The 19,453-nt window shown below is 38.6% G+C and carries 12 protein-coding genes; 2 read left to right on the forward strand and 10 right to left on the reverse strand.

Features of this window, described 5'->3' with window-relative positions; translation table 11 throughout:
• A partial coding sequence (locus RWM06_RS07605; protein WP_313970689.1) for an amino acid--tRNA ligase-related protein occupies positions 1 to 818 on the forward strand: 818 nt, incomplete at its 5' end.
• 111 nt (positions 819 to 929) lie between these two features.
• On the opposite strand, the gene RWM06_RS07610 is transcribed toward RWM06_RS07605, so the two are convergent.
• From RWM06_RS07610 to RWM06_RS07640, 7 genes are all read right to left on the reverse strand, one after another.
• The gene (locus RWM06_RS07610; RefSeq protein ID WP_313970690.1) at positions 930 to 9,005 is read right to left on the reverse strand and encodes a Rib/alpha-like domain-containing protein; all 8,076 of its coding nucleotides are present in this window, start codon (positions 9,003 to 9,005) and stop codon (positions 930 to 932) included.
• 459 nt (positions 9,006 to 9,464) lie between these two features.
• Positions 9,465 to 10,301 (reverse strand): amino acid ABC transporter substrate-binding protein, encoded by an 837-nt coding sequence (locus RWM06_RS07615; RefSeq protein WP_313970691.1) that lies wholly within the window; start codon positions 10,299 to 10,301, stop codon positions 9,465 to 9,467.
• 12 nt (positions 10,302 to 10,313) lie between these two features.
• On the reverse strand, positions 10,314 to 10,943 hold the full coding sequence (locus RWM06_RS07620) for an amino acid ABC transporter ATP-binding protein (protein WP_313970692.1): 630 nt from the start codon (positions 10,941 to 10,943) through the stop codon (positions 10,314 to 10,316).
• Positions 10,944 to 10,952: 9 nt separating this feature from the next.
• Entirely contained in the window at positions 10,953 to 11,594 is a 642-nt protein-coding gene (locus tag RWM06_RS07625; protein WP_313970693.1) for an amino acid ABC transporter permease, read from the reverse strand.
• A 139-nt stretch (positions 11,595 to 11,733) separates the two neighbouring features.
• A complete protein-coding gene (locus RWM06_RS07630; protein ID WP_313970694.1) occupies positions 11,734 to 12,969 on the reverse strand; it encodes a tetratricopeptide repeat protein in 1,236 nt (411 codons plus the stop codon).
• On the reverse strand, positions 12,959 to 14,125 hold the full coding sequence (locus RWM06_RS07635; protein WP_313970695.1) for an AI-2E family transporter: 1,167 nt from the start codon (positions 14,123 to 14,125) through the stop codon (positions 12,959 to 12,961). Before RWM06_RS07635 ends, RWM06_RS07630 begins: the two co-directional genes overlap by 11 nt.
• 117 nt (positions 14,126 to 14,242) lie before the next feature.
• Positions 14,243 to 16,225 carry a peptide ABC transporter substrate-binding protein gene (locus RWM06_RS07640; RefSeq protein WP_313970696.1) on the reverse strand — a complete coding sequence of 661 codons (1,983 nt, stop codon included), beginning with the start codon at positions 16,223 to 16,225 and terminating at the stop codon, positions 14,243 to 14,245.
• 172 nt (positions 16,226 to 16,397) lie between these two features.
• Here RWM06_RS07640 and RWM06_RS07645 point away from each other — a divergent pair, with 172 nt between their 5' ends.
• A complete protein-coding gene (locus RWM06_RS07645) occupies positions 16,398 to 17,411 on the forward strand; it encodes a lactonase family protein (protein ID WP_313970697.1) in 1,014 nt (337 codons plus the stop codon).
• A gap of 43 nt (positions 17,412 to 17,454) precedes the next feature.
• On the opposite strand, the gene RWM06_RS07650 is transcribed toward RWM06_RS07645, so the two are convergent.
• From RWM06_RS07650 to RWM06_RS09695, 3 genes are all read right to left on the reverse strand, one after another.
• Positions 17,455 to 17,874 carry a F0F1 ATP synthase subunit epsilon gene (locus tag RWM06_RS07650; protein ID WP_042900827.1) on the reverse strand — a complete coding sequence of 140 codons (420 nt, stop codon included), beginning with the start codon at positions 17,872 to 17,874 and terminating at the stop codon, positions 17,455 to 17,457.
• A gap of 10 nt (positions 17,875 to 17,884) precedes the next feature.
• Complete coding sequence (gene atpD / locus RWM06_RS07655; protein WP_000094357.1) at positions 17,885 to 19,291, reverse strand: F0F1 ATP synthase subunit beta; 1,407 nt, start codon at positions 19,289 to 19,291, stop codon at positions 17,885 to 17,887.
• An 85-nt stretch (positions 19,292 to 19,376) separates the two neighbouring features.
• Positions 19,377 to 19,453 (reverse strand): F0F1 ATP synthase subunit gamma (locus RWM06_RS09695; protein ID WP_399553534.1); only part of this gene is annotated, 77 nt, incomplete at its 5' end.

The following is a 19,453-nucleotide window of genomic DNA, read 5'->3' on the forward strand; positions in this document are numbered from 1 at the left end:
ACATTGACATGGTGCTTCGTATCGCGACTGAGCTTCACTTGAAACGCCTTATCGTGGGTGGTATGGAACGCGTCTATGAAATTGGCCGTATCTTCCGTAACGAGGGAATGGATGCTACTCATAACCCTGAATTTACTTCCATCGAAGTTTACCAAGCTTATGCAGACTTCCAAGACATCATGGACTTGACTGAAGGCATTATCCAACACGCTGCTAAATCAGTTAAAGGCGATGGCCCAGTTAACTATCAAGGTACTGAAATCAAAATCAATGAACCATTTAAACGTGTTCATATGGTGGATGCTATCAAAGAAATTACTGGTGTAGATTTCTGGCAAGATATGACTTTGGAGAAAGCTAAAGCTATCGCTGCTGAGAAGAAAGTTCCAGTTGAGAAGCACTACACTGAAGTTGGTCACATTATCAATGCCTTCTTTGAAGAGTTTGTTGAAGAAACCTTGATCCAACCAACCTTTGTCTATGGACATCCAGTAGCTGTATCTCCACTTGCGAAGAAGAATCCTGAAGACGAACGCTTTACTGACCGTTTCGAGCTCTTCATCATGACTAAGGAGTACGGTAATGCCTTTACTGAGCTCAACGATCCAATCGACCAGCTTAGTCGCTTCGAAGCCCAAGCTAAAGCCAAAGAACTTGGTGACGATGAAGCGACAGGAATCGACTATGACTACATTGAAGCCCTTGAATACGGTATGCCACCAACAGGTGGTTTGGGAATCGGTATCGACCGTCTCTGCATGCTCCTCACTGATACAACCACTATCCGTGATGTATTACTCTTCCCAACAATGAAATAAGCTCTTATCCTCTGACTCTTGTCAGGGGATTTTTTCATAGCCAAAAGAAATAGACTGAAGTTTTCACCTCAGTCTATTTTTTTATCAAACTTTAGAAAGGAAGTTTCTTTCTTAGTCTTCTTTTTTCTTGCGAGCTACAAGTCCGAATGCACCCAACATTCCAAGAAGTCCAAGACTAGCTAGACCAGCCTTATCTTCTGTACCAGTATTTGGTAATTCCTTCTTGTCATTGGATACGGTTGTTTCAGCTACTTGTTTAGAATCTGTAGAACTTGTCTGAACTGGAGTAGCTACTGGTTTTTCTGGACTTGTAGGAGTCTCTTGATTGATTGGTTTTTTCACTTTCTTATAGTGATGTAGGGTATTTCCTTTAGCATCCGTTGTTGAATGACTAAATTCATATCCTTCCAACTCTATTGGATTGTGTTTTCCTTCTTTATCTGAAGTAATTCGGTTACCATTTTCATCTAGATATTCCGTTACAATCTGCACAGTTGAACCACCATTTTGAGCAATTGCTCCGCCACCATTTTGTGATTTAGGTGTTACTGTTACAGGAACTTCCACTGTAATAATACGACCATCAGGTAATTTTACTTTCACTTTAACCACTGGTTTTGCTCCAGGTGTTTCTGTTGTTGGAATTTTTCCTACTTCAACAATTTCCCATCCTTCTGGTAAGTCGATACGTTTCTTGACATCATTTTCTGTAATAGGAGTTCCAACTTCCACTACAATAGGAGTTACTTTTGGAGTTACGATTACAGGTATATTTACAGTCACTCGAATTCCATTTGGTAATTCAATCACAACTGGAATACTTGGTCTTTCACCTGGAACATCTGTTGTAGGTTTATCTCCAATTGAGATAACTTTTACTCCTTTTGGAATGTGTTTTTCAACATCTTCCGCAGTAATTGGATCACCTTGTTTTTTAACAATATCTTCAATAGGCGTTACATTTACTGGTACTTCTACTGTTATTACTTTTCCATTCGGTAATTCCACAGTTACTTTCACTGGGTCTTTCTTACCTGGTGTTGTTAAGTCTGGAATGCTTCCTACTTTAACTGTTGCTCCTTCTGGTACTTTAATTTGTTTTAAGATATCTTCTGGAGTCAGTTTGTCTTTTGTTACTGGTGTTTCAATTGGTGTAATTGGTGTTACATTTACTGGAACTTCTACCGTAACCACTTTGCCATTCGGTAATGTCACAGTTACTTTAACTGGGTCTTTCTTACCTGGTGTTGTTAAATCTGGTAAGTCTCCGACCTTAGCTGTTGCTCCTTCTGGTACTTTAATTTGTTTCAAGATATCCTCTGGAGTCAATTTATCTGTTGTAACTGGTGTTTCAATTTCCTTAACTGGTGTTACTGTTACAGGTACTTTTACTGTATATGATTTACCATTTTTCAATGTAATCTTAACTTCTACAGGAGTTTTTTCTCCTGGTGTTGTTAAGTCTGGAAGACCACCTACTACCTCAACTGTTGATTCTTTTGGAACATTTAGACCTTTAGTATAGTCACCTTTTTCTAATGGAGTATTCGTTACTGGTGTTTCGATTGGTTTAGGTTTTGATTCCACAACTTTAATGGTTGCTGGTACCTCTACTAACACTTTTCCATCTTTATCTTTTACAACTACTGTAACTGGTTTATCCCCTGGAGTTGTTCCATCATATGGAGTTGTTTGTCCTTCTGGAACTTTGTATTCGAACGTTGACCCTTCTGGATAGTCGCTTGGTGTGATACTATCTTCAGCTTTAGGTTTATCTTTATCTTCAGCATTTACTGGAGTTAATTGTTCTTTACCTTGAACAACTTTAATTTTCGCAGGTACTTCTACAATTGTATTTCCATCTGAATCTTTCACGACTACAGTAACATCTTTTTCACCCGGTGTTGTTCCATCATATGGAGTTGTTTGCCCTTCTGGAGTCTTATATTCAAACGTTGAACCTTCTGGATAATCATCTGGTGTAATGCTATCTTGTGGTTTTGGTTTCTTATCACCTTCAGCATTCACTGGAACATATTGTGTCTTAGATTCTACTACTACAATCGTCGCTGGAATTTCTGTAATTGGTTGTCCATTCAGCTTAGCTACTACCGTTACAGGTTTTTCACCTGGTGTTGTTGTATCTACTGGAGTATTATCTTTATATTCAAATGTTGTTCCAGTTGGGAAATCATTTGGATTAATGTTTTCTTTTGGATCTGGCTGTTTCTTAGCTGGATCTACTGGGACATATTTAGGATAACTTTCAACTACACGTACTGTAGATGGCACTTCAACCAATACCTTATCCCCTTGTTTCACAACAACAGTAACTTTCTTATCGCCTGGTGTAGATGTATCTACTTCCTCTTTGTACTCAAATGTTGCATCTTCTGGGTAATCATTCGAATCAATACTATCTTCAGGAGATGGTTGTTTCTTACCTTCATCCACTGGAACGATTTGTGGATTTCCTTGTACAACCTTCACTTTTGTTGGTACTTCAACAAGTTTATCTTCTCCATCTTTCGCAACGACAACTACATCTTTTTCTCCTGGTGTAGTTGTATCTACTGGAGTTTTGTACTCAAATGTTGTGCCATCTGGGTATTGTTCTGGATCAATGCTCTTAGAAGCATCTGGTTGTGGTTTGCTTGGATCTGCTACTACGTATTGTGTCTTAGGATCTACTACCACTACTTTTGCAGGAACTTCTGCAATTGGTTGACCATTTAGCTTAGCTACAACAGTTACATCTTTTTCTCCTGCAGTTGTTGTATCTACTGGTGTCTTGTACTCAAATGTTGTTCCTTCTGGATAGTCTCCTGGAGTGATACTGTCTTTTACCTCTGGTTGTTTCTTAGTTGGATCTGCTACCACAAATTGAGGTGTGCTACCTACTACACGTACAGTTGCTGGTACTTCAACAATTGTGTTTCCTTGTGGGTCAAGCACTTCAACAACCACGTTCTTATCTCCAGTTGTTGTTACATCGATTGGACTTGTTTGTCCTTCTGGAGTTTTGTATCTAAATGTTGATCCTTCTGGATAATCTTCTTTATCGATACTCTTCTCTGGATTTGGTAAAACATCATTATTTTCTTTTACAGGTACAATTTGCGGAACACCTTCTACAATTGTAACCGGTACTTTAACAGTAGTCGTTTTTTCTTGACCATCTACAGTGTATTTAACTGGTACATCCACTTCAGTATCTTCTGTTAAGTCTGGCACAGTTATTGTAGCTGTTTCATCAACAGTAACGGTTGCACCTTGTGGTAATTTACCTGTAAATGTTGAATCTTCAATTGCTTTTTTCGCTTTTGCAAGGACTTTTTCTTTAGCTTTATCCTTATCACTATTTTTAGCAACTAGAATTTCATCAGCTTCTGGTTTTGGTAATACTGTTACTGGAACACTTACTGTTTCTGTTAACTTACCATTGTCATAAGTTACTGGTACGTCTACTTTAACATCAGTCGCTCCTGCTTTACCTGTTGTTTCTGGTAATGTTGTTGGTTCCCCTTTTGTACCATCTGTTCCTGGTGTTACGGCTTCTTTTGCTTGTTCCGCTGTTGGTTTTTCACCTTCGAACACGACAATTTTACTTGGAGTTGAGCTTACTACTGTAACTGGGACTGAAATAGTATCTTCTGCTACTACTGTACCTGTAGCGTCTTTGTATTGTACTTTTACTGGTACTGCTGTTTTATCACCATTTGAATCTGTTGCTGGAACAGCATAATTTTGATTTGGTACTAATTCTACTGTAACTCCTGATGGTAATGTTAGTTTACCTAGTGCAGCTTGTGCTTTTTCTTTTACAGCTGTTGTTAGGTTGTCACCAGTTGTATCTTTTAATGTTGTTACTTTTTCTGGTGTTGCTTTTGGTAATACTTCAACTGGTACATTTACAGTTTCATCTCCTGTTGGATATGTTACTGTTGTTGGTACAGTTACATCTTTTGCTCCTACTTTACCTGTTGTTTCTGGTAATCCTGCTTCTGTTGGAGCATTAACTGTTCCTCCAGTACCTGGTGTTACAGCATTCTTAACTTTCTCAGCATCTGGTTTTGTTCCTTCTACAGTGTAGACTGTTTTTGGTTCTGAACCTAATACATTAATCGTTACTGGTACTGTTGTATTGTATGTTTTTCCATCTACTGTATATGTTGCTGGAACATTTACAACACCCTTGTTTGTACCTTTTTCATTTGTTAGAGTTTCTGCAACAGCTTCTGTTATATCACCAACTGTCACTGTTGCTCCTGCTGGTAATTTTCCTTTGACTGCTTCTACTAATGCTGTCGCTTTTGCTTGCGCTACTTCTTTTACTTTATCTACTGTTGAACCTTTTGGTACATCTGCTTCACCAGTTGCTTTTGGTAAGACTACGACTGGGACTACTACTCTTTCCGATAACTCACCATTATTATATGTTACCGGAATGGCAACTTCTTTCGTACCTGGTTCAGCTGTAATATTAGCTGTTAAAAGCGGTTCTCCTTTAGTTCCATTTGTTCCCGGTGTTACAGCTGCTTTTACTTCGTTATCTGTTAACTCATCATCTTCAAACTTAACAATTTTATTTACTGTAGATCCTACCACCGTTACTGGAACTTCAACTTCTCTAGTTTCAACAACATTATTATTAGCATCTTTGTATTCTACTACTACTTTTGCTGGAGTTTGGTCACCTATTGTAGTTGTTCCTGAAAGAGTTCCTGCTTTTACTTCTTTAATAGATACAGTAACTCCCGTAGGAATTTTATCTGTGGCAATTGCTTTAACTGCTTCTTTCGCTTTTTCTTTTACTACATTTTCTAAGTTAGTACTATCTTTTAGTACTGTTACTCCTGTTGGTGTTACTTTTGGTAAGACTACAACATCCACTTTTGTTTCTACTTGAATTGTTTCAGTATCTTTTGTGTACGTAACTGTTGCAGGAGTTGGCAATGTTTGCCCAGCTTTACCTGTAGTAGTTGGAATATCCGTAATATCATTTTTACTTGGAGTGAATCCCTCTACAGTTGTAGGGTTTACTTTTGCTTTTAATTCGTCATTCGTAACAGTATCATCTTCTACTTTATATAATTTATTTGTTTCTTGATCTTTAACTGTAATCACATAGGTCGTTGAAGCTACCGCAGAATTGTCATTTTCATTTGTTCCTGTTGTTGTATCTGAATCTGCAGTAACTTTATTTCCATTACTGTCTTTTACATCTACTTTAACAGTGTACTCTCCTGTTTCTGTTAATTTCACCGCTGCTGCATCTGAAACACTAGTATATTCTGTTACCTTCCCTGAAGGAGCTGTTAATGTTACTTTTGTAACTGTTGTTTCCTTCTTCGTTGGAGCAGTTGTCGCATCATCTTCTTTATCTGTAATCGTTACTGTAGCTGATTTTTGTTTTACTAAATCTACTGTTGCACCTTTTACAGTTGTATAAGAAGTCGAATGCACTGTCGGAGCATCATTTAATACAGACGCTTTATCTGAACTTTCTGCATAAACTGCATCAACTGTTCCATTGAATCCTGATGAAGTAGAAATTGTCCATTTATCTCCAGTTTTCGTTGCTGTTACAGTTGAGTTATCATCTGCAGTCCATTTATTTAGTCCCTTGTTATATTTTACAGTTACAATCATTCCTTTATTCGTATCATTAGCTGACTCCGCTGCACTATTTGCTGCATTTTCTTTGTTATAAGTTGTTAATGTACGAGTAGGATCGCTAACAGCTGTTACTTTTCCTTCTGCATTTAAGGTACGAGTATATTCATAGACATTGAATATTGTTTCACCGTTTTTATCAACATCAACGTATAGGTCACGTTTTAACCATGTAGTCGTTCCATCGCTGTTAACCGTTTTCTTCTCAGCGATTTCAGCTGGTAAATCCCAACGACCTGTTGATTTATTAAAGGTTGCTGTTACATTTTCTCCAAGTTTAGTTTTTAAAGCTACTTCTGCTCTTGTAAATGTTGCTGTTACATTTTCACTACTTGCAGTTACCTTAATATTATCCGTAGCTGCTTTAGCTGTTGCAGTTGGAAGTACTTTTAGATTGAAAGTTTCGCCAACTGTACCGATTTCATCATTAACATTTACAGCTGTATTTGTAGTTTCTGTAACAACCCATTTCCCATCTTTGGCAACAACTTTTGTATTTGTGCCATCTGGTAATGTAATCGTAGCTTCTGAAGCACCTCTTGAAATTGTAATTGGTACCTCTTTATCATATGCATGTACATTTTTCACAGATACTGCAGGTGAAATTTTAAAGGTAGCATGTGCATATGCTTCATTCGCATTCGTTTCTTTATAGTCTCGTGCATAAATTGAGACACGGTAAATCCCTGCTTCAGTCGGTGTCCCTTTAAATCCATTTTTATTTCGTTCAGTCATGTCATTTGAGGCAATTGTGAAACCGACACCAGGAATTTTAGTGTCATCCCCTGTTAAATCTGTAACAGTACTAGCGCCTGCCCCTGTAGTTCCAGTAATTTTCACTCCAGAAACACCAAGAATTGCACGTCCCACAGTTTCTCTAATCGTTGCTGTACGGTTAAGAGGATTTCCATTTTCATCCGTTAAATTATAAGGAATATTTCTACCATTTGGTGCACCGGCATGGGAAGCTCCAGCATCTCTATATTCTACTGGTACTACAAGTTCTTCTCCTACTTTACCTTCTTTAACGGCATCGTTAATTTCTAACGTAGGTGGCGTACCATCTTTCCATGCTGTACCACCGTATCTATGTAGATCTAACGGAATTCTTACATTTTTTCCAGTTTTGGTATTAGTAAAAGTAACTGTCGCCACTAGTTTTTGATAGTTAAATGGACTACTATGCGTTACAACCCCTTGTATACTATCCGATTGTTTATCATATACTAATCCCCCAGGCATATTTGATACTGTAAAATCAGAAACAGTCCAACCTGCCGCTTTCGCTTCTTCTGTTACTTCAATACGTTTACTTGCATCTTTGACGTAAACTTTATCAATTCCTTGTTCATAACCAAGTTTATAAATACTTGATAATAAATATTCGTACGGTCCACCACCAAAGTAAGTAGAAGCAGCTGAACTTTGAATTCTTGTATTATTATATTTCAATTTTCCACGCCATAGAGGAGCTTCTTCAATAATTTTTTGTACTTCTTCTGCAGGAAGTTTCAATCCGTAGTCAACACGTGCCTTGACATCACTTGGTTGCAACTCAAATGTAAAGTTAGATGGTCCAGGTGTAACACGCGTACCTGCTCTTTGATCAGAAAACACTCTGAATTGTAATCCTTCAGCATTCGCTTTTTGTTCCGCTGAGTCTACCCCTAGTGTTCCTGATCCAGATTGGACACCAAACGGCATTTTATACGTATCCCAACCTGTAAAGTTTTCTCGTGATACTGTACTTGTACTACCTATAATATTTTTCGCAGTTGGTTTCGCTGGCGTTGTTGGTGTCAACTCATCATTTGTTACAGTTGTTGTACCACCATTACCTGATGTATCCGCTCTAAACCCACTCTCATCTTTTCCAGGAATAGCTTGTCCATTTCTTGAGTCTTGGTTTTTGTTTACTTTCTCTTCTGTTGCTTCTGATTTGATACTGTTTAAAATGACAAGGCTACTTGAAAGTTGTTTAGCAAGTGCATCTACTTTTGTCTGTGTTTTTGTATCATCGTTTAGAAGTTCTTTTGCTTTATTAACCAAATTTTTAGCATCATCAATGACTGATTTTGTTTTCTTGCCTTCAGTTAATTGACTTAATCGACTTTCAGCTTTAGTAACTAAATCTTCTAACGCTGTTGTATTAATAGCAACTTTTTTCGTCGCTACATTTGGAGTTTCAACTTCACCGGCTTGTTTGTCAGCAGCAGACTCTTTTACAGAAGTATTATTTTGTCCATCGGGCGCTTTATCAGTAGCAGATGCTTGTCCAGTAACTTCCTTAGAGGGTTCCGAGGACTTATCAGTTAGATTTTGAGGATTTTGAACTTCTGTAGGTTCTGAATTGGTTAGTTGTTCAGCCGCTTGGACGCTTCCTCCACCAAGGAAAAACAATCCAGTAGCTACAGCCACACTAGCCGCACCAAAACTAACCTTACGGATACTATAACGTGTGAATTTCTCCACTTGTGATTGACGAACATGATGCCCTTTGGGTTTAAACATTCCCTTACTCCTTTTTTCTGATAATTATCAGTTAATATATTCAAGAAGGCTAAACAAAAAGCCCCCCCCCTAAAATATATAGGCATATTTTAAAGGGTCACAATTTATTATACTCTTTTTATGTCTATAAATCAAACATTTTGAGCTATACTCGCCAAAATAATTTCACAAACTCCGTCTTCTAGTAATCCCTTACAAAAATATAAATTATATTACTTTAGAGATTTTCTATATTGTTTGATTATTCATATAACTTAATTATAAAAAGGAATTTTCTGATATTTTTATCACCTCTTCATTGAATTTTAGCAATAGATAAGGGATTACAGAATTAAGCTAGATGCATAAGAACTGCCCAAAATAGCTAAAAAATTTAGAAGTTACTCTAGCTTTATAAAATAAAGTCTATAAAAAAACAAAGCCCAGTTTTAAATGTAAAAACTAGGCTTGTTATCTATTTTATTTTCCTTCTTTCACTTCTTTGGTTGCTACATCTTCTCCAAACCATTTTTGGCTGATTTCCTGGAACTTACCATCCTTATAAAGATTAGAAAATCCTTCATTTATCTTTTTAACCAGAGTTGTATCTTCCTTACGTGCTCCAACTGCAAAATCTTCTGTTTCTAGTCCAACTGTAAAGACATTATAATAGTTTAAAACGCCTTCTGCTTCTAAATAATAGTTTGCATAGACACGATCAATCAATAGACCATCAATTCGATCGTTTTTCAAATCAATCAAGGCTTCATTAAAGGTTTGGTATTGATTCGCTTTATTATTAGCAACAATATCCTTCAAAATCGCTGGATTTGCTTCAAAGTCCTCATAACCAGATGAACCAGCTTGAGCTCCTAATGTCTTTCCAGCCATATCCTTTGCAGTCGTGATACCTGAAGATTTCTTAGTCACCAATACCTGCTCATTCTTCATATATGAGTTACTGAATGCTACCTTTTCACGGCGTTCGTCTGTAGCGGAATAGCCATTCCAAATCAGATCAATCGTTCCTTTTGTCAATTCAGCTTCTTTCAAATCCCAATCAATCGGTTGCCAATTTACCGTAATTCCATATTTTTCAAAAACAGCTGTAGCTAAATCAATATCAAATCCTGCATAGGAACCATCTTTCTGAGCAAATCCCATTGGAACAAAAGTACTATCAAATCCAATAGTAATAGACTTGTTAGACTCGTACTTAGACCAATTATCTCCACCAGTTTCACTAGCGTTTTTCCCACAAGCTACTAAGAACAAAGCAGTCATTAGACTGACTAGTATAAGCATCAATTTTTTCATCACTTTTTCCTCCTATTTAGGTTCTACTTTTAATAATACATCTGCAATATTTTCCGCAAACTGTAAATCATGGGTAACCACAATCTGGGTCATGCCAAGTTCCCTATTTTGCAAGATTAGTTTTTCCACTTCCAAGCGTAATTCTGGATCCAGTGCAGAAGTTGGTTCATCGTAACCAATGATTTCTGGGTCAATCATCATAGCACGCGCCAAAGCCACTCGCTGCTTTTGCCCACCTGATAATGAAAATGGATAAGCATCTGCATGTCCTGCTAGCCCTAACTGTTCCAAGAGTCCACGCGCCTTCTGCTCAGCCTCTTCCTGCTTCATTCCCATTGTTTTCACAGGTGATAAGATCAAATTATCTAGAACGGATAAATGAGGAAAAAGTTGAAAATCTTGGAATACAAATCCCAGTAGATTCCGCTTCTCCAGTTCGTCCAATTCTAAGGGTTCTCCATTATAAAAGATTTGACCTGAATCAATGGTTTCAAGACCCGCAAGCATGCGTAAGAGAGTCGTCTTACCTCCACCCGAAGGCCCAACGATAGCTAGGATTTGCTTTTCGGGAATACTTAGACTGAAATCATACAGGATTCGTTTGTCTCCGAATTTCTTATTGATATTTCGTAATTCTAACATGACAGCCTCCTATCTATAGTAACTGTACTTCTTCTCAACTTTTTTGGAAATGATTGTCACAATCCCAATCAAAATCAAGTAAATGGCTCCTGCCAAGAACATGGGAACAAGGCTGGCATCACGGTTGGCAGCTGTTCGGCTTGCTAAGATAAGGTCTGAAATACCTAGAGCATAGACTAGAGACGTATCCTTGACCAAACTCATAACCTCATTAAATACGCTTGGAAGAACAATCTTGGTCACCTGAGGCAAGATAATATAGCACACTGTGTCAAAAGGACTAAACTTCAAGACCTTAGCAGCCTCATATTGACCTTTAGGGATGGTATCAATCCCCCCACGGAAGATTTCAGCAAAGTAAGCAGCATAATTCAAAACAAAGGCAATGATAGCCGCAGGAAGGCGATCCAAACGGATCCCAATATTTGGGAGCACATAATAGATAAAAATCAATTGCAAGAGCAAGGGTGTTCCTCGCATGATCCAGATATAGATGTTAATCAGATGATGGAGGAGCTTCCAATGGACTTGCAAGGCAAAGGCAATCAAAACGCCCAAGGGAATAGAAAAAATCAAGACCAGTGCAAAAACCTGTAAAGTCATGCTTGCACCGCTCAATAAACTCGGTAATATCTCAAATAAATAAGACATACTGACACCTCCTTAAAATAATTGTCCCTATTATAGCATACATAAACTAAATTACAACTATTTTTATAAAAAAATTACATTGTTAACAAAAATAAAAACTATATCTTTCAAAATTGATAAGATATAGCTTTAAATCATTTTATTCCTGCAGTCTTTCATACAATTCTTGCATTTGTACATCATCTGGAACTAGTTTTAAGTAAGCTTGTGCATTGACTTTTGCTTCTTCAAAATAGCCCAATTCACGCAAGAGGTAGATATAGTGTTCCAGAAACTCTGGATTATCCTTCAAATCTCCTGCCAACTCTTGATAATGCTCATAGGCGGTATCCAAATCATCCATTTCTTGATAGGAACGAGCAATCATCCACTTGGTCAAGAGATTTTCTGGCTCCTCACTTTGTAAGTCTAGAATGTCCTCATAACGCTCCTGTTCTAGATAAATAGTAGCTAGACGGAGTAAGATTTCTTCCGTATCCTCAGCATCTTCTTTTGCAGTAAGGAGGTAGTTTTCTGCACCACTGGCATCATGCAGTTCATAAGAGAATTGTGAAGCAGCTAGCAAGAGACGAGTTTCAAAGGGATTTTTCTCCAGGCCTTGCTTAACGATACGCAGGGCTTCTTGAACTTGATGTTCCTTATGTAAAGCCTGACTATACCCATACTCATATCCTTCAAAGTCAGGAGAAATAGTATCAAGCTGCTTAAAGTAGAGGACAGCTTTTTGATATTCTTCTTGATCAAAGTAAAGACTGGCCAACTCAAAAGCTGTTAGGTCATCGTATTCTAACTCTAGGGCTTTTTCTAAAAACTCTGTGGCCGTTTCAAATTTCCCTAACTGAGCATAGGCAAAACCAATTCGTTGATAGGTGGAAATACCTGTCTGCTCATAAATAGTACGATTATCTAACTGGGCATAGCCTTGAATGGCCTCTTGGTAATTTTCCAACTCACTATCCAACTCTGCCAATCCCAATATCAAGAGAGGGTCCTCTGAATAAGTCAAGGCCTCTAACAATTTCTCACGCGCCACATCTGTCAAACCTTCCAGCTGGTAAAGGTCTGCCTTCAGAGCCAAAGCCGAAACATACCAGTCACTGTCGGGTTGGATTTCCTCTAGGTAAGCAAAAGCTTCTTCGATTTGACCATCCTCGCTAGCAATCGCTGCTAGATTAAGATGAACCTCTGGAAAATCCTCTACAATTTTCAGGTAAATTTCCTTGGCCTGAGGATAAAAACCAATCCCTTCAAGATAAGTTGCCAACTCATACAGAAGGTCACTTGGATCATTTTCTAAAGCTTTGACGAAATAATGCTCAGCCTTGGTTAAATCTTGCTCTTCCAAAGCCTGTAACATCTGTTGACTATTGTTCACTCTTGATTTCCTCTCCCTCTAGTTCATATAGGCCACTGACTACCTTATACCATTCAAAAATGGCTGAAATGACAACCTTAGCAGAGGCATAAACTGGGATACCGAGTAAGACTCCCCAAATACCAAACATGGATCCTGAAGTTAACAAGACAAAGAGAACATTAATGGGATGGATGTTTAATTGACTTCCCAAAATCAATGGAGAGACAAAACGGCCTTCAATAGTTTGTTCTACGATAAAGACAACCACCACTTTTAACAGCATGACTGGCCCAGCAATCAAACCCAATACTAGGGCAGGAATCATGGCTAGGAAACTACCAAGATAAGGAACCAGATTTAAGATACCAGCAGTAACACCCAGCGTAACCGCATAGCGTAGACCGATAATCTTGAAGAAGATGATAAACATTACTGCTACAATAATAGCCACTGTTACTTGCCCTCGAACATAGTTGGACAACTGTTGATTTACATCTGATAAAACTTGTCCTACAGGTTCCTTCAATTTCGTCGGCATGAATTGGGTCAAATAGTTGCGCAAACCTTTCCCATCACGCAAGAGATAAAAGAGCATGAAAGGAACGATAATCAAGGCAACAATCACTTGAGATGCCCCGCTAATAAAGGCGCTCACCCAGTTGACTGCCTGAGATGAAACTTTACTTGCCCAAACTGTAGCCTGGCTAGAAAAATTGGTCAAAACTTGCTCTAACTGAGGTCTGAAATCATCTGGCAAACGCTTGGTTACCAAATCATTAATAACTCTGTCTGCATCTTCGAGATAGATTGGTACATTTCTTGCAAATGTTAAAACCTGACGTTGTAGATTTGGAATGGCGACTGCCAAGCCCCAAATGATAAAGAGGGCGATAATCACAAAGACAATACTGATAGCTATAACACGATTAACCTTATGCTTCTCCATCCAATCAACAATAGGATTCAACAAATAATATAGCAGACCAGACAGAATGACTGGCAGCATCACAACTGCTAAAAAGTCTAAAACAGGTGAAAATAAAAAACTAATCTTACTTAAAATAAAAAGATTCAGTCCCAATAATAAGGTTACCAAAAATACCGTAATTGCCTTGTTATCCAAAAACCACTTGAAAAACCAAGATAGGCTAAAATGTTTCTCTTTTTGCTCCATAAATACTTCCTTTCTATTGTTCTCTCATTATACCATTTTTGAATCAAAATAACTCTTTTTTAAAGTGCTTACATGGAGACAGAGACATAAAAAATCCCCTCAAAAGAGGAGATTCGATTAGTCTTGAATATGACGGTCTAAGTTCTTCTGATAATCTGCGTTTGATTTGGCTTTTTCTTCAGCAAATTTCTTGCGGAACTCATCCATTTCTTTAGTAGTGACAATCTTATCTTGGATTTTAAGGTATTTATAGCTAAGTTCACCAGTCTTATCACCTACCCAGCCATCTGCACCAGTACCTAGAACTTTCTTCGATACTAGCATTTGGGCACCGTTTGACTGTGCAGGAATAACCAAGGCACTGTCTGTTAACCAAGCTTGAGCTTTTGCATATTTAGAATATCGTTTTTCAAGATCTGTTTTCTCACTATTAGCATCCGTGATTAACTCTTTAAACTTATCTAACCCAACCGCTTTGATTGCTGGACTGTCTTTACCTGGTACTACACCTAGGGAACCAAGAAGATTTGGTCCAGATGTTGGATCAAATATATCTAGATAAGTTGATGGATCTGCGTAATCAGGCCCCCATCCACTATTTGCATTAATATCCCAGTCAGTATTGGTATTAGAAGTAGCTAGAACTGTCATACTTGCCAATTCATCATCAGAAACTTGTTGAATATCAACTACAACATTATCTGATCCAAGAGCTTCCTCGATAGATTGTTTATAAGATTGATATTGACGCACAAACTGTGGACGAGTAGAAGATACTGGAATATCTAAATGAATAGGGAACTGTACTCCATCAGCTTGAAGAGTTTTCTTGGCAGCTTCCAATTTAGCTTTAGCCTTATCTACATTATGAAGTGAATCCTGGGCATCATCAAGACTGACATCTTTCCATACACCATCTAATTTATCCAATTCTGCCTTAGCTACTTGCCCAAATGACTGCTCTCCTACTTGTACAAATGTTGGAGGTGTTAAACTTGTACGTAATTTACGCGGTGCTACTTCGTCCCCAAATACTTGAGAGATTCCTGCTTTACGATCTGTAGCAAAAGCCAAAGCTTGACGGAAATCTTTGTTCAGCAAGGCCTTCTTAGTAGATGTTTTTTCTGCATCACTTGTTTTAGCGGTGTGATTGTAAGCAACACGGTCAATATTAGTCGAAATATAGAAAGTAGTTCCTTGTTGTTGACTATAAATAATGTTATCTTTGTATTTTTCTTTTAAGCGTTCATAGTTAGCAGAGTTTTTAAAGAGAGGTGCTGCAGGATAATTTCCTTCATCAAATCCACGTCCAAGAGAGTCAGCATCTTGACCATCAAAGAATGATAATTTGATATCATCAATAAAGACATTTTGTTTATCCCAATAATTTTGGTTTTTGGTCATTTCAATAGAAGATTTAGATGTAAGACCTGTGAGAAGATAAGCCCCATTGTATAGAATGCTTGTTACATCAGTCGCCTTACCAAAGTCATCTCCTTTAGAAGCTAAAAAGTCTTCGCTAACAGGAGCAAGAATTCCCATTGTTGTTTTCGAATTCCAGAATGATTCTGGATGGTTTAAAGTATAGACTACAGTATAATCGTCTGTTGCTTTTACACCAACAGTAGAAAAATCCGTTGTTTTCCCATTTACATAGTCATCCAATCCTTTAATAGAATCCTGTACAAGATAAAGTCCTTCTGATTTCTTGTCAGCTGCGTGTTTTAGACCAGTCACAAAATCCTGAGCCTTAACTTCTCCATATTCTTCGCCTTCATTGGTATACCACTTGATACCCTTACGAATTTTATAGGTATAAGTCAAACCATCTTTGGAAACAGTCCAATCTTCTGCAACTGATGGTACTAGATTCCCGTATTGATCATTTTCCAGTAGTCCATCAATGACATTACCAGTAATCTGTTTTGTAGAATTTTGCCCAGAAACTGTATAATCCAGAGTTGCAGGATCTGATGAAAATACATAGGCATAAGTAACTGGTTTAGTTGCTTCCTTATTCCCATTACCAGATGAACAAGCTGCTAGAACAGCTGCTGAGAGTACAGCAACTCCAGCTGCTAAGAAAACACGTTTTTTCATAAAAAAACTCCTTTGCAATTTGTATAGGATTATTATAGCACTTTTCAAAAGGAAATCAATACAAAACTAAGCTTAATTTGATATTTTATTATATTTACCTCTGTGTTATAGAGTTCCTCCAACTAAAATTTTTGTGATATAATAGTCTTATCTTTATTATAGAGGTAAAGTTATGAAAGAAACTGTTTATTTTGGAACTTATACACGTCGTACTTCCCAAGGGATTTACAAGGCAGACTTTGATACAGAAACTGGGCAGCTTTCAAATCTAGAACTTTTTGCTCCTGAACCAAGTCCAACCTATCTTGCTTTTGACCAGAAGCAACATCTATACACCGTTGGTAGTCAGGATGACAAGGGGGGCATTGCAGCCTATCAAACTGATGGAACTTTATTAAATCATGTCGTTGAAGAAGGAGCTCCCCACTGTTATGTTTCTGTTGATGAAAAGCGCGATTTAGTGTACGCAGCTAACTACCACAAAGGGCAGGTTCTTGTTTATAAACGTCAGGAAGATGGTCGTCTTCTACTTAGTGATGTGGATCAACACAGTGGCCAAGGTCCACACGAAAATCAAGCTTCGCCCCATGTTCACTTTACAGACTTAACACCTGACCACTATCTAGTGACCTGCGACTTGGGTACTGACCAAGTAATTACTTACGACCTTAATCAAGAAGGGAAATTATCTAAGCTCTATACCTATCACAGCCAGCCAGGAGCAGGAGCACGCCATATCGTTTTCCATAACCACTATAAAATCGCTTATCTGATTTGTGAACTCAATAGCACTATCGAAGTTTTAATCTACGATGGTGTTGGCGAATTTGAACGCATGCAGGTCATTTCAACTCTACCAGACGGTTATGAAGGCTTTAATGGAACTGCTGCTATTCGTCTCTCTAAAGATGGTAAATACCTCTACGCTTCTAACCGGGGCCATGATTCTATCGCAGTATATACAATCCTTGCGGACGGCAGCTTAGAGTTATTAGAAATCGTTCCAACACATGGTCAGACTCCACGTGATTTTGATTTGACACCAGGCCAAGAATTTGTTATTGCTGTCCATCAAGACTCTGACAATGCAACCGTCTTTAAACGCAATCCTGAAACTGGTCGTCTAGCAGAACTTTCTAACGACTTCCATGTACCAGAAGCGGTCTGCATCAGTTTTGCTCCTTAAAAAAACATAAAAAATGAACTTGGTAACTCAAGTTCATTTTTTCTTATAGTCTTTTTCCGACATTGATACGATTAATAGCACGTTGCAAAGCAATCTTAGCACGACGCTCTTGATCAATCAAGTGTTTCTCGTGGGCTTCTTCGATTTCACGCTCTGCTCGAAGCTTGGCACGTTCTGCACGGCTAACATCGATATCACGAGCACGTTCTGCAGAATCCGCAACGATTGTAATGATATCATTGGCAATTTCAATAACGCCTCCGTTTACTGCAATCCAGTTCACGTGATCTTCATCATCAATACGTTTTACCTTTACTTCATCAACTGCTAAAACCGCAATCATATTTTCATGTCGTGGCAAGATCCCCATCTCACCATCCAGAGTTCGAACTGATACATAGCTGGCATGGTGATCATAGACGAGACCATCTGGTGTCACGATCTGGACAGTTAACTGAGCCATAGATCACCTCTTAAAATCCCATTTTTTCAGCTTTTGCAATCACATCTTCGATAGAACCTACACCACGGAAGGCATCTTCTGGCAAGTGGTCATGTTTACCATCAAGGATTTCCTTAAAGCCACGAACAGTTTCAGCAACTGGAACATAAGAACCTGGCTGACCAGTAAATTGTTCCGCAACGTTAAAGTTTTGTGACAAGAAGAACTGGATACGACGTGCACGTGCAACCAAGGTCTTTTCTTCATCAGAAAGCTCATCCATACCAAGGATAGCAATGATATCTTGCAATTCATGGTAACGTTGAAGGACACGTTTTACTTCAGCAGCAACTGCATAGTGCTCTTCTCCAACGATTTCAGGTGCCAAGGCACGTGAACTTGAAGCAAGTGGGTCAACGGCTGGGTAAATACCCAATTGTACCAACTTACGTTCCAAGTTTGTTGTTGAATCCAAGTGAGCGAAGGCTGTTGCTGGCGCTGGGTCAGTATAGTCATCCGCTGGCACATAGATAGCCTGGATAGAGGTTACAGACCCCTTCTTAGTTGATGTAATACGTTCTTGCAATTGACCCATTTCCGTAGCAAGTGTTGGTTGGTAACCAACGGCTGATGGCATACGACCCAAAAGGGCAGATACTTCTGAACCAGCCTGAGTGAAACGGAAGATATTATCGATAAAGAGAAGCACGTCTTGGCCTTCCACATCACGGAAGTATTCAGCGATTGTCAAACCAGTAAGGGCAACACGCATACGTGCTCCTGGTGGCTCATTCATCTGACCAAATACCATGGCTGTTTTCTCGATAACGCCTGATTCTTTCATTTCCCAGTAAAGGTCGTTCCCCTCACGAGTACGTTCCCCAACACCAGTAAATACTGAAATACCACCGTGTTCTTGGGCAATGTTGTGAATCAATTCTTGAATCAAAACGGTTTTACCAACTCCAGCACCACCGAAAAGTCCGACCTTACCACCTTTAAGGTAAGGGGCAAGAAGGTCGATAACCTTAATCCCTGTTTCAAGGATTTCAGAAGAGGTAGACAACTCATCAAAAGTTGGAGCTTTTTTATGAATTGGCTGACGCTCTGCATCTTCTGTAAAAGGAGCTTCCAAGTCAATGGTATCTCCCAAAACGTTGAAGACACGTCCCAAAGTTTCTTTACCTACTGGTACAGAGATTGGACGACCTGTGTCCAATACTTCCATTCCACGAGTCAAACCATCTGTTGATTCCATGGCGATAGTACGAACCATACCATCTCCCAACTCCAAGGCTACTTCAAGGACGATTTTTGTTTTTCTTTCGTCATTTTTGTAGACGACAAGTGCATTGTTAATCTCAGGAAGTTTTTCCCCTGCTGCAAACAAGACGTCTACAACGGGTCCGATAACCTGAGCAATTTTACCTGAACTCATCTCCTTCTCCTATTCTATATAAGATACTGTCGGTCCCTAGCTCAACTAGGTCCTAAGTTCATTTTCATACGAGCTGGACTAGAGCCTATTCTAAGGCACTAGCTCCTGCTACGATTTCTGTAATTTCTTGTGTAATCGCCGCCTGTCTGGCACGGTTATACT

Origin of the sequence: uncultured Streptococcus sp. (assembly GCF_963516575.1) — a bacterium.
Classification (GTDB): domain Bacteria; phylum Bacillota; class Bacilli; order Lactobacillales; family Streptococcaceae; genus Streptococcus.

What these genes read in the sequence shown, in the direction of transcription:
- RWM06_RS07610 (WP_313970690.1), bottom strand. Translation starts at nt 9,005, where the DNA reads ATGTTTAAACCCAAAGGGCATCATGTTCGTCAATCACAAGTGGAGAAA.
- RWM06_RS07615 (WP_313970691.1), bottom strand. Translation starts at nt 10,301, where the DNA reads ATGAAAAAATTGATGCTTATACTAGTCAGTCTAATGACTGCTTTGTTC.
- RWM06_RS07620 (WP_313970692.1), bottom strand. Translation starts at nt 10,943, where the DNA reads ATGTTAGAATTACGAAATATCAATAAGAAATTCGGAGACAAACGAATC.
- RWM06_RS07625 (WP_313970693.1), bottom strand. Translation starts at nt 11,594, where the DNA reads ATGTCTTATTTATTTGAGATATTACCGAGTTTATTGAGCGGTGCAAGC.
- RWM06_RS07635 (WP_313970695.1), bottom strand. Translation starts at nt 14,125, where the DNA reads ATGGAGCAAAAAGAGAAACATTTTAGCCTATCTTGGTTTTTCAAGTGG.
- RWM06_RS07640 (WP_313970696.1), bottom strand. Translation starts at nt 16,225, where the DNA reads ATGAAAAAACGTGTTTTCTTAGCAGCTGGAGTTGCTGTACTCTCAGCA.
- RWM06_RS07645 (WP_313970697.1), top strand. Translation starts at nt 16,398, where the DNA reads ATGAAAGAAACTGTTTATTTTGGAACTTATACACGTCGTACTTCCCAA.
- RWM06_RS07650 (WP_042900827.1), bottom strand. Translation starts at nt 17,874, where the DNA reads ATGGCTCAGTTAACTGTCCAGATCGTGACACCAGATGGTCTCGTCTAT.
- atpD (WP_000094357.1), bottom strand. Translation starts at nt 19,291, where the DNA reads ATGAGTTCAGGTAAAATTGCTCAGGTTATCGGACCCGTTGTAGACGTC.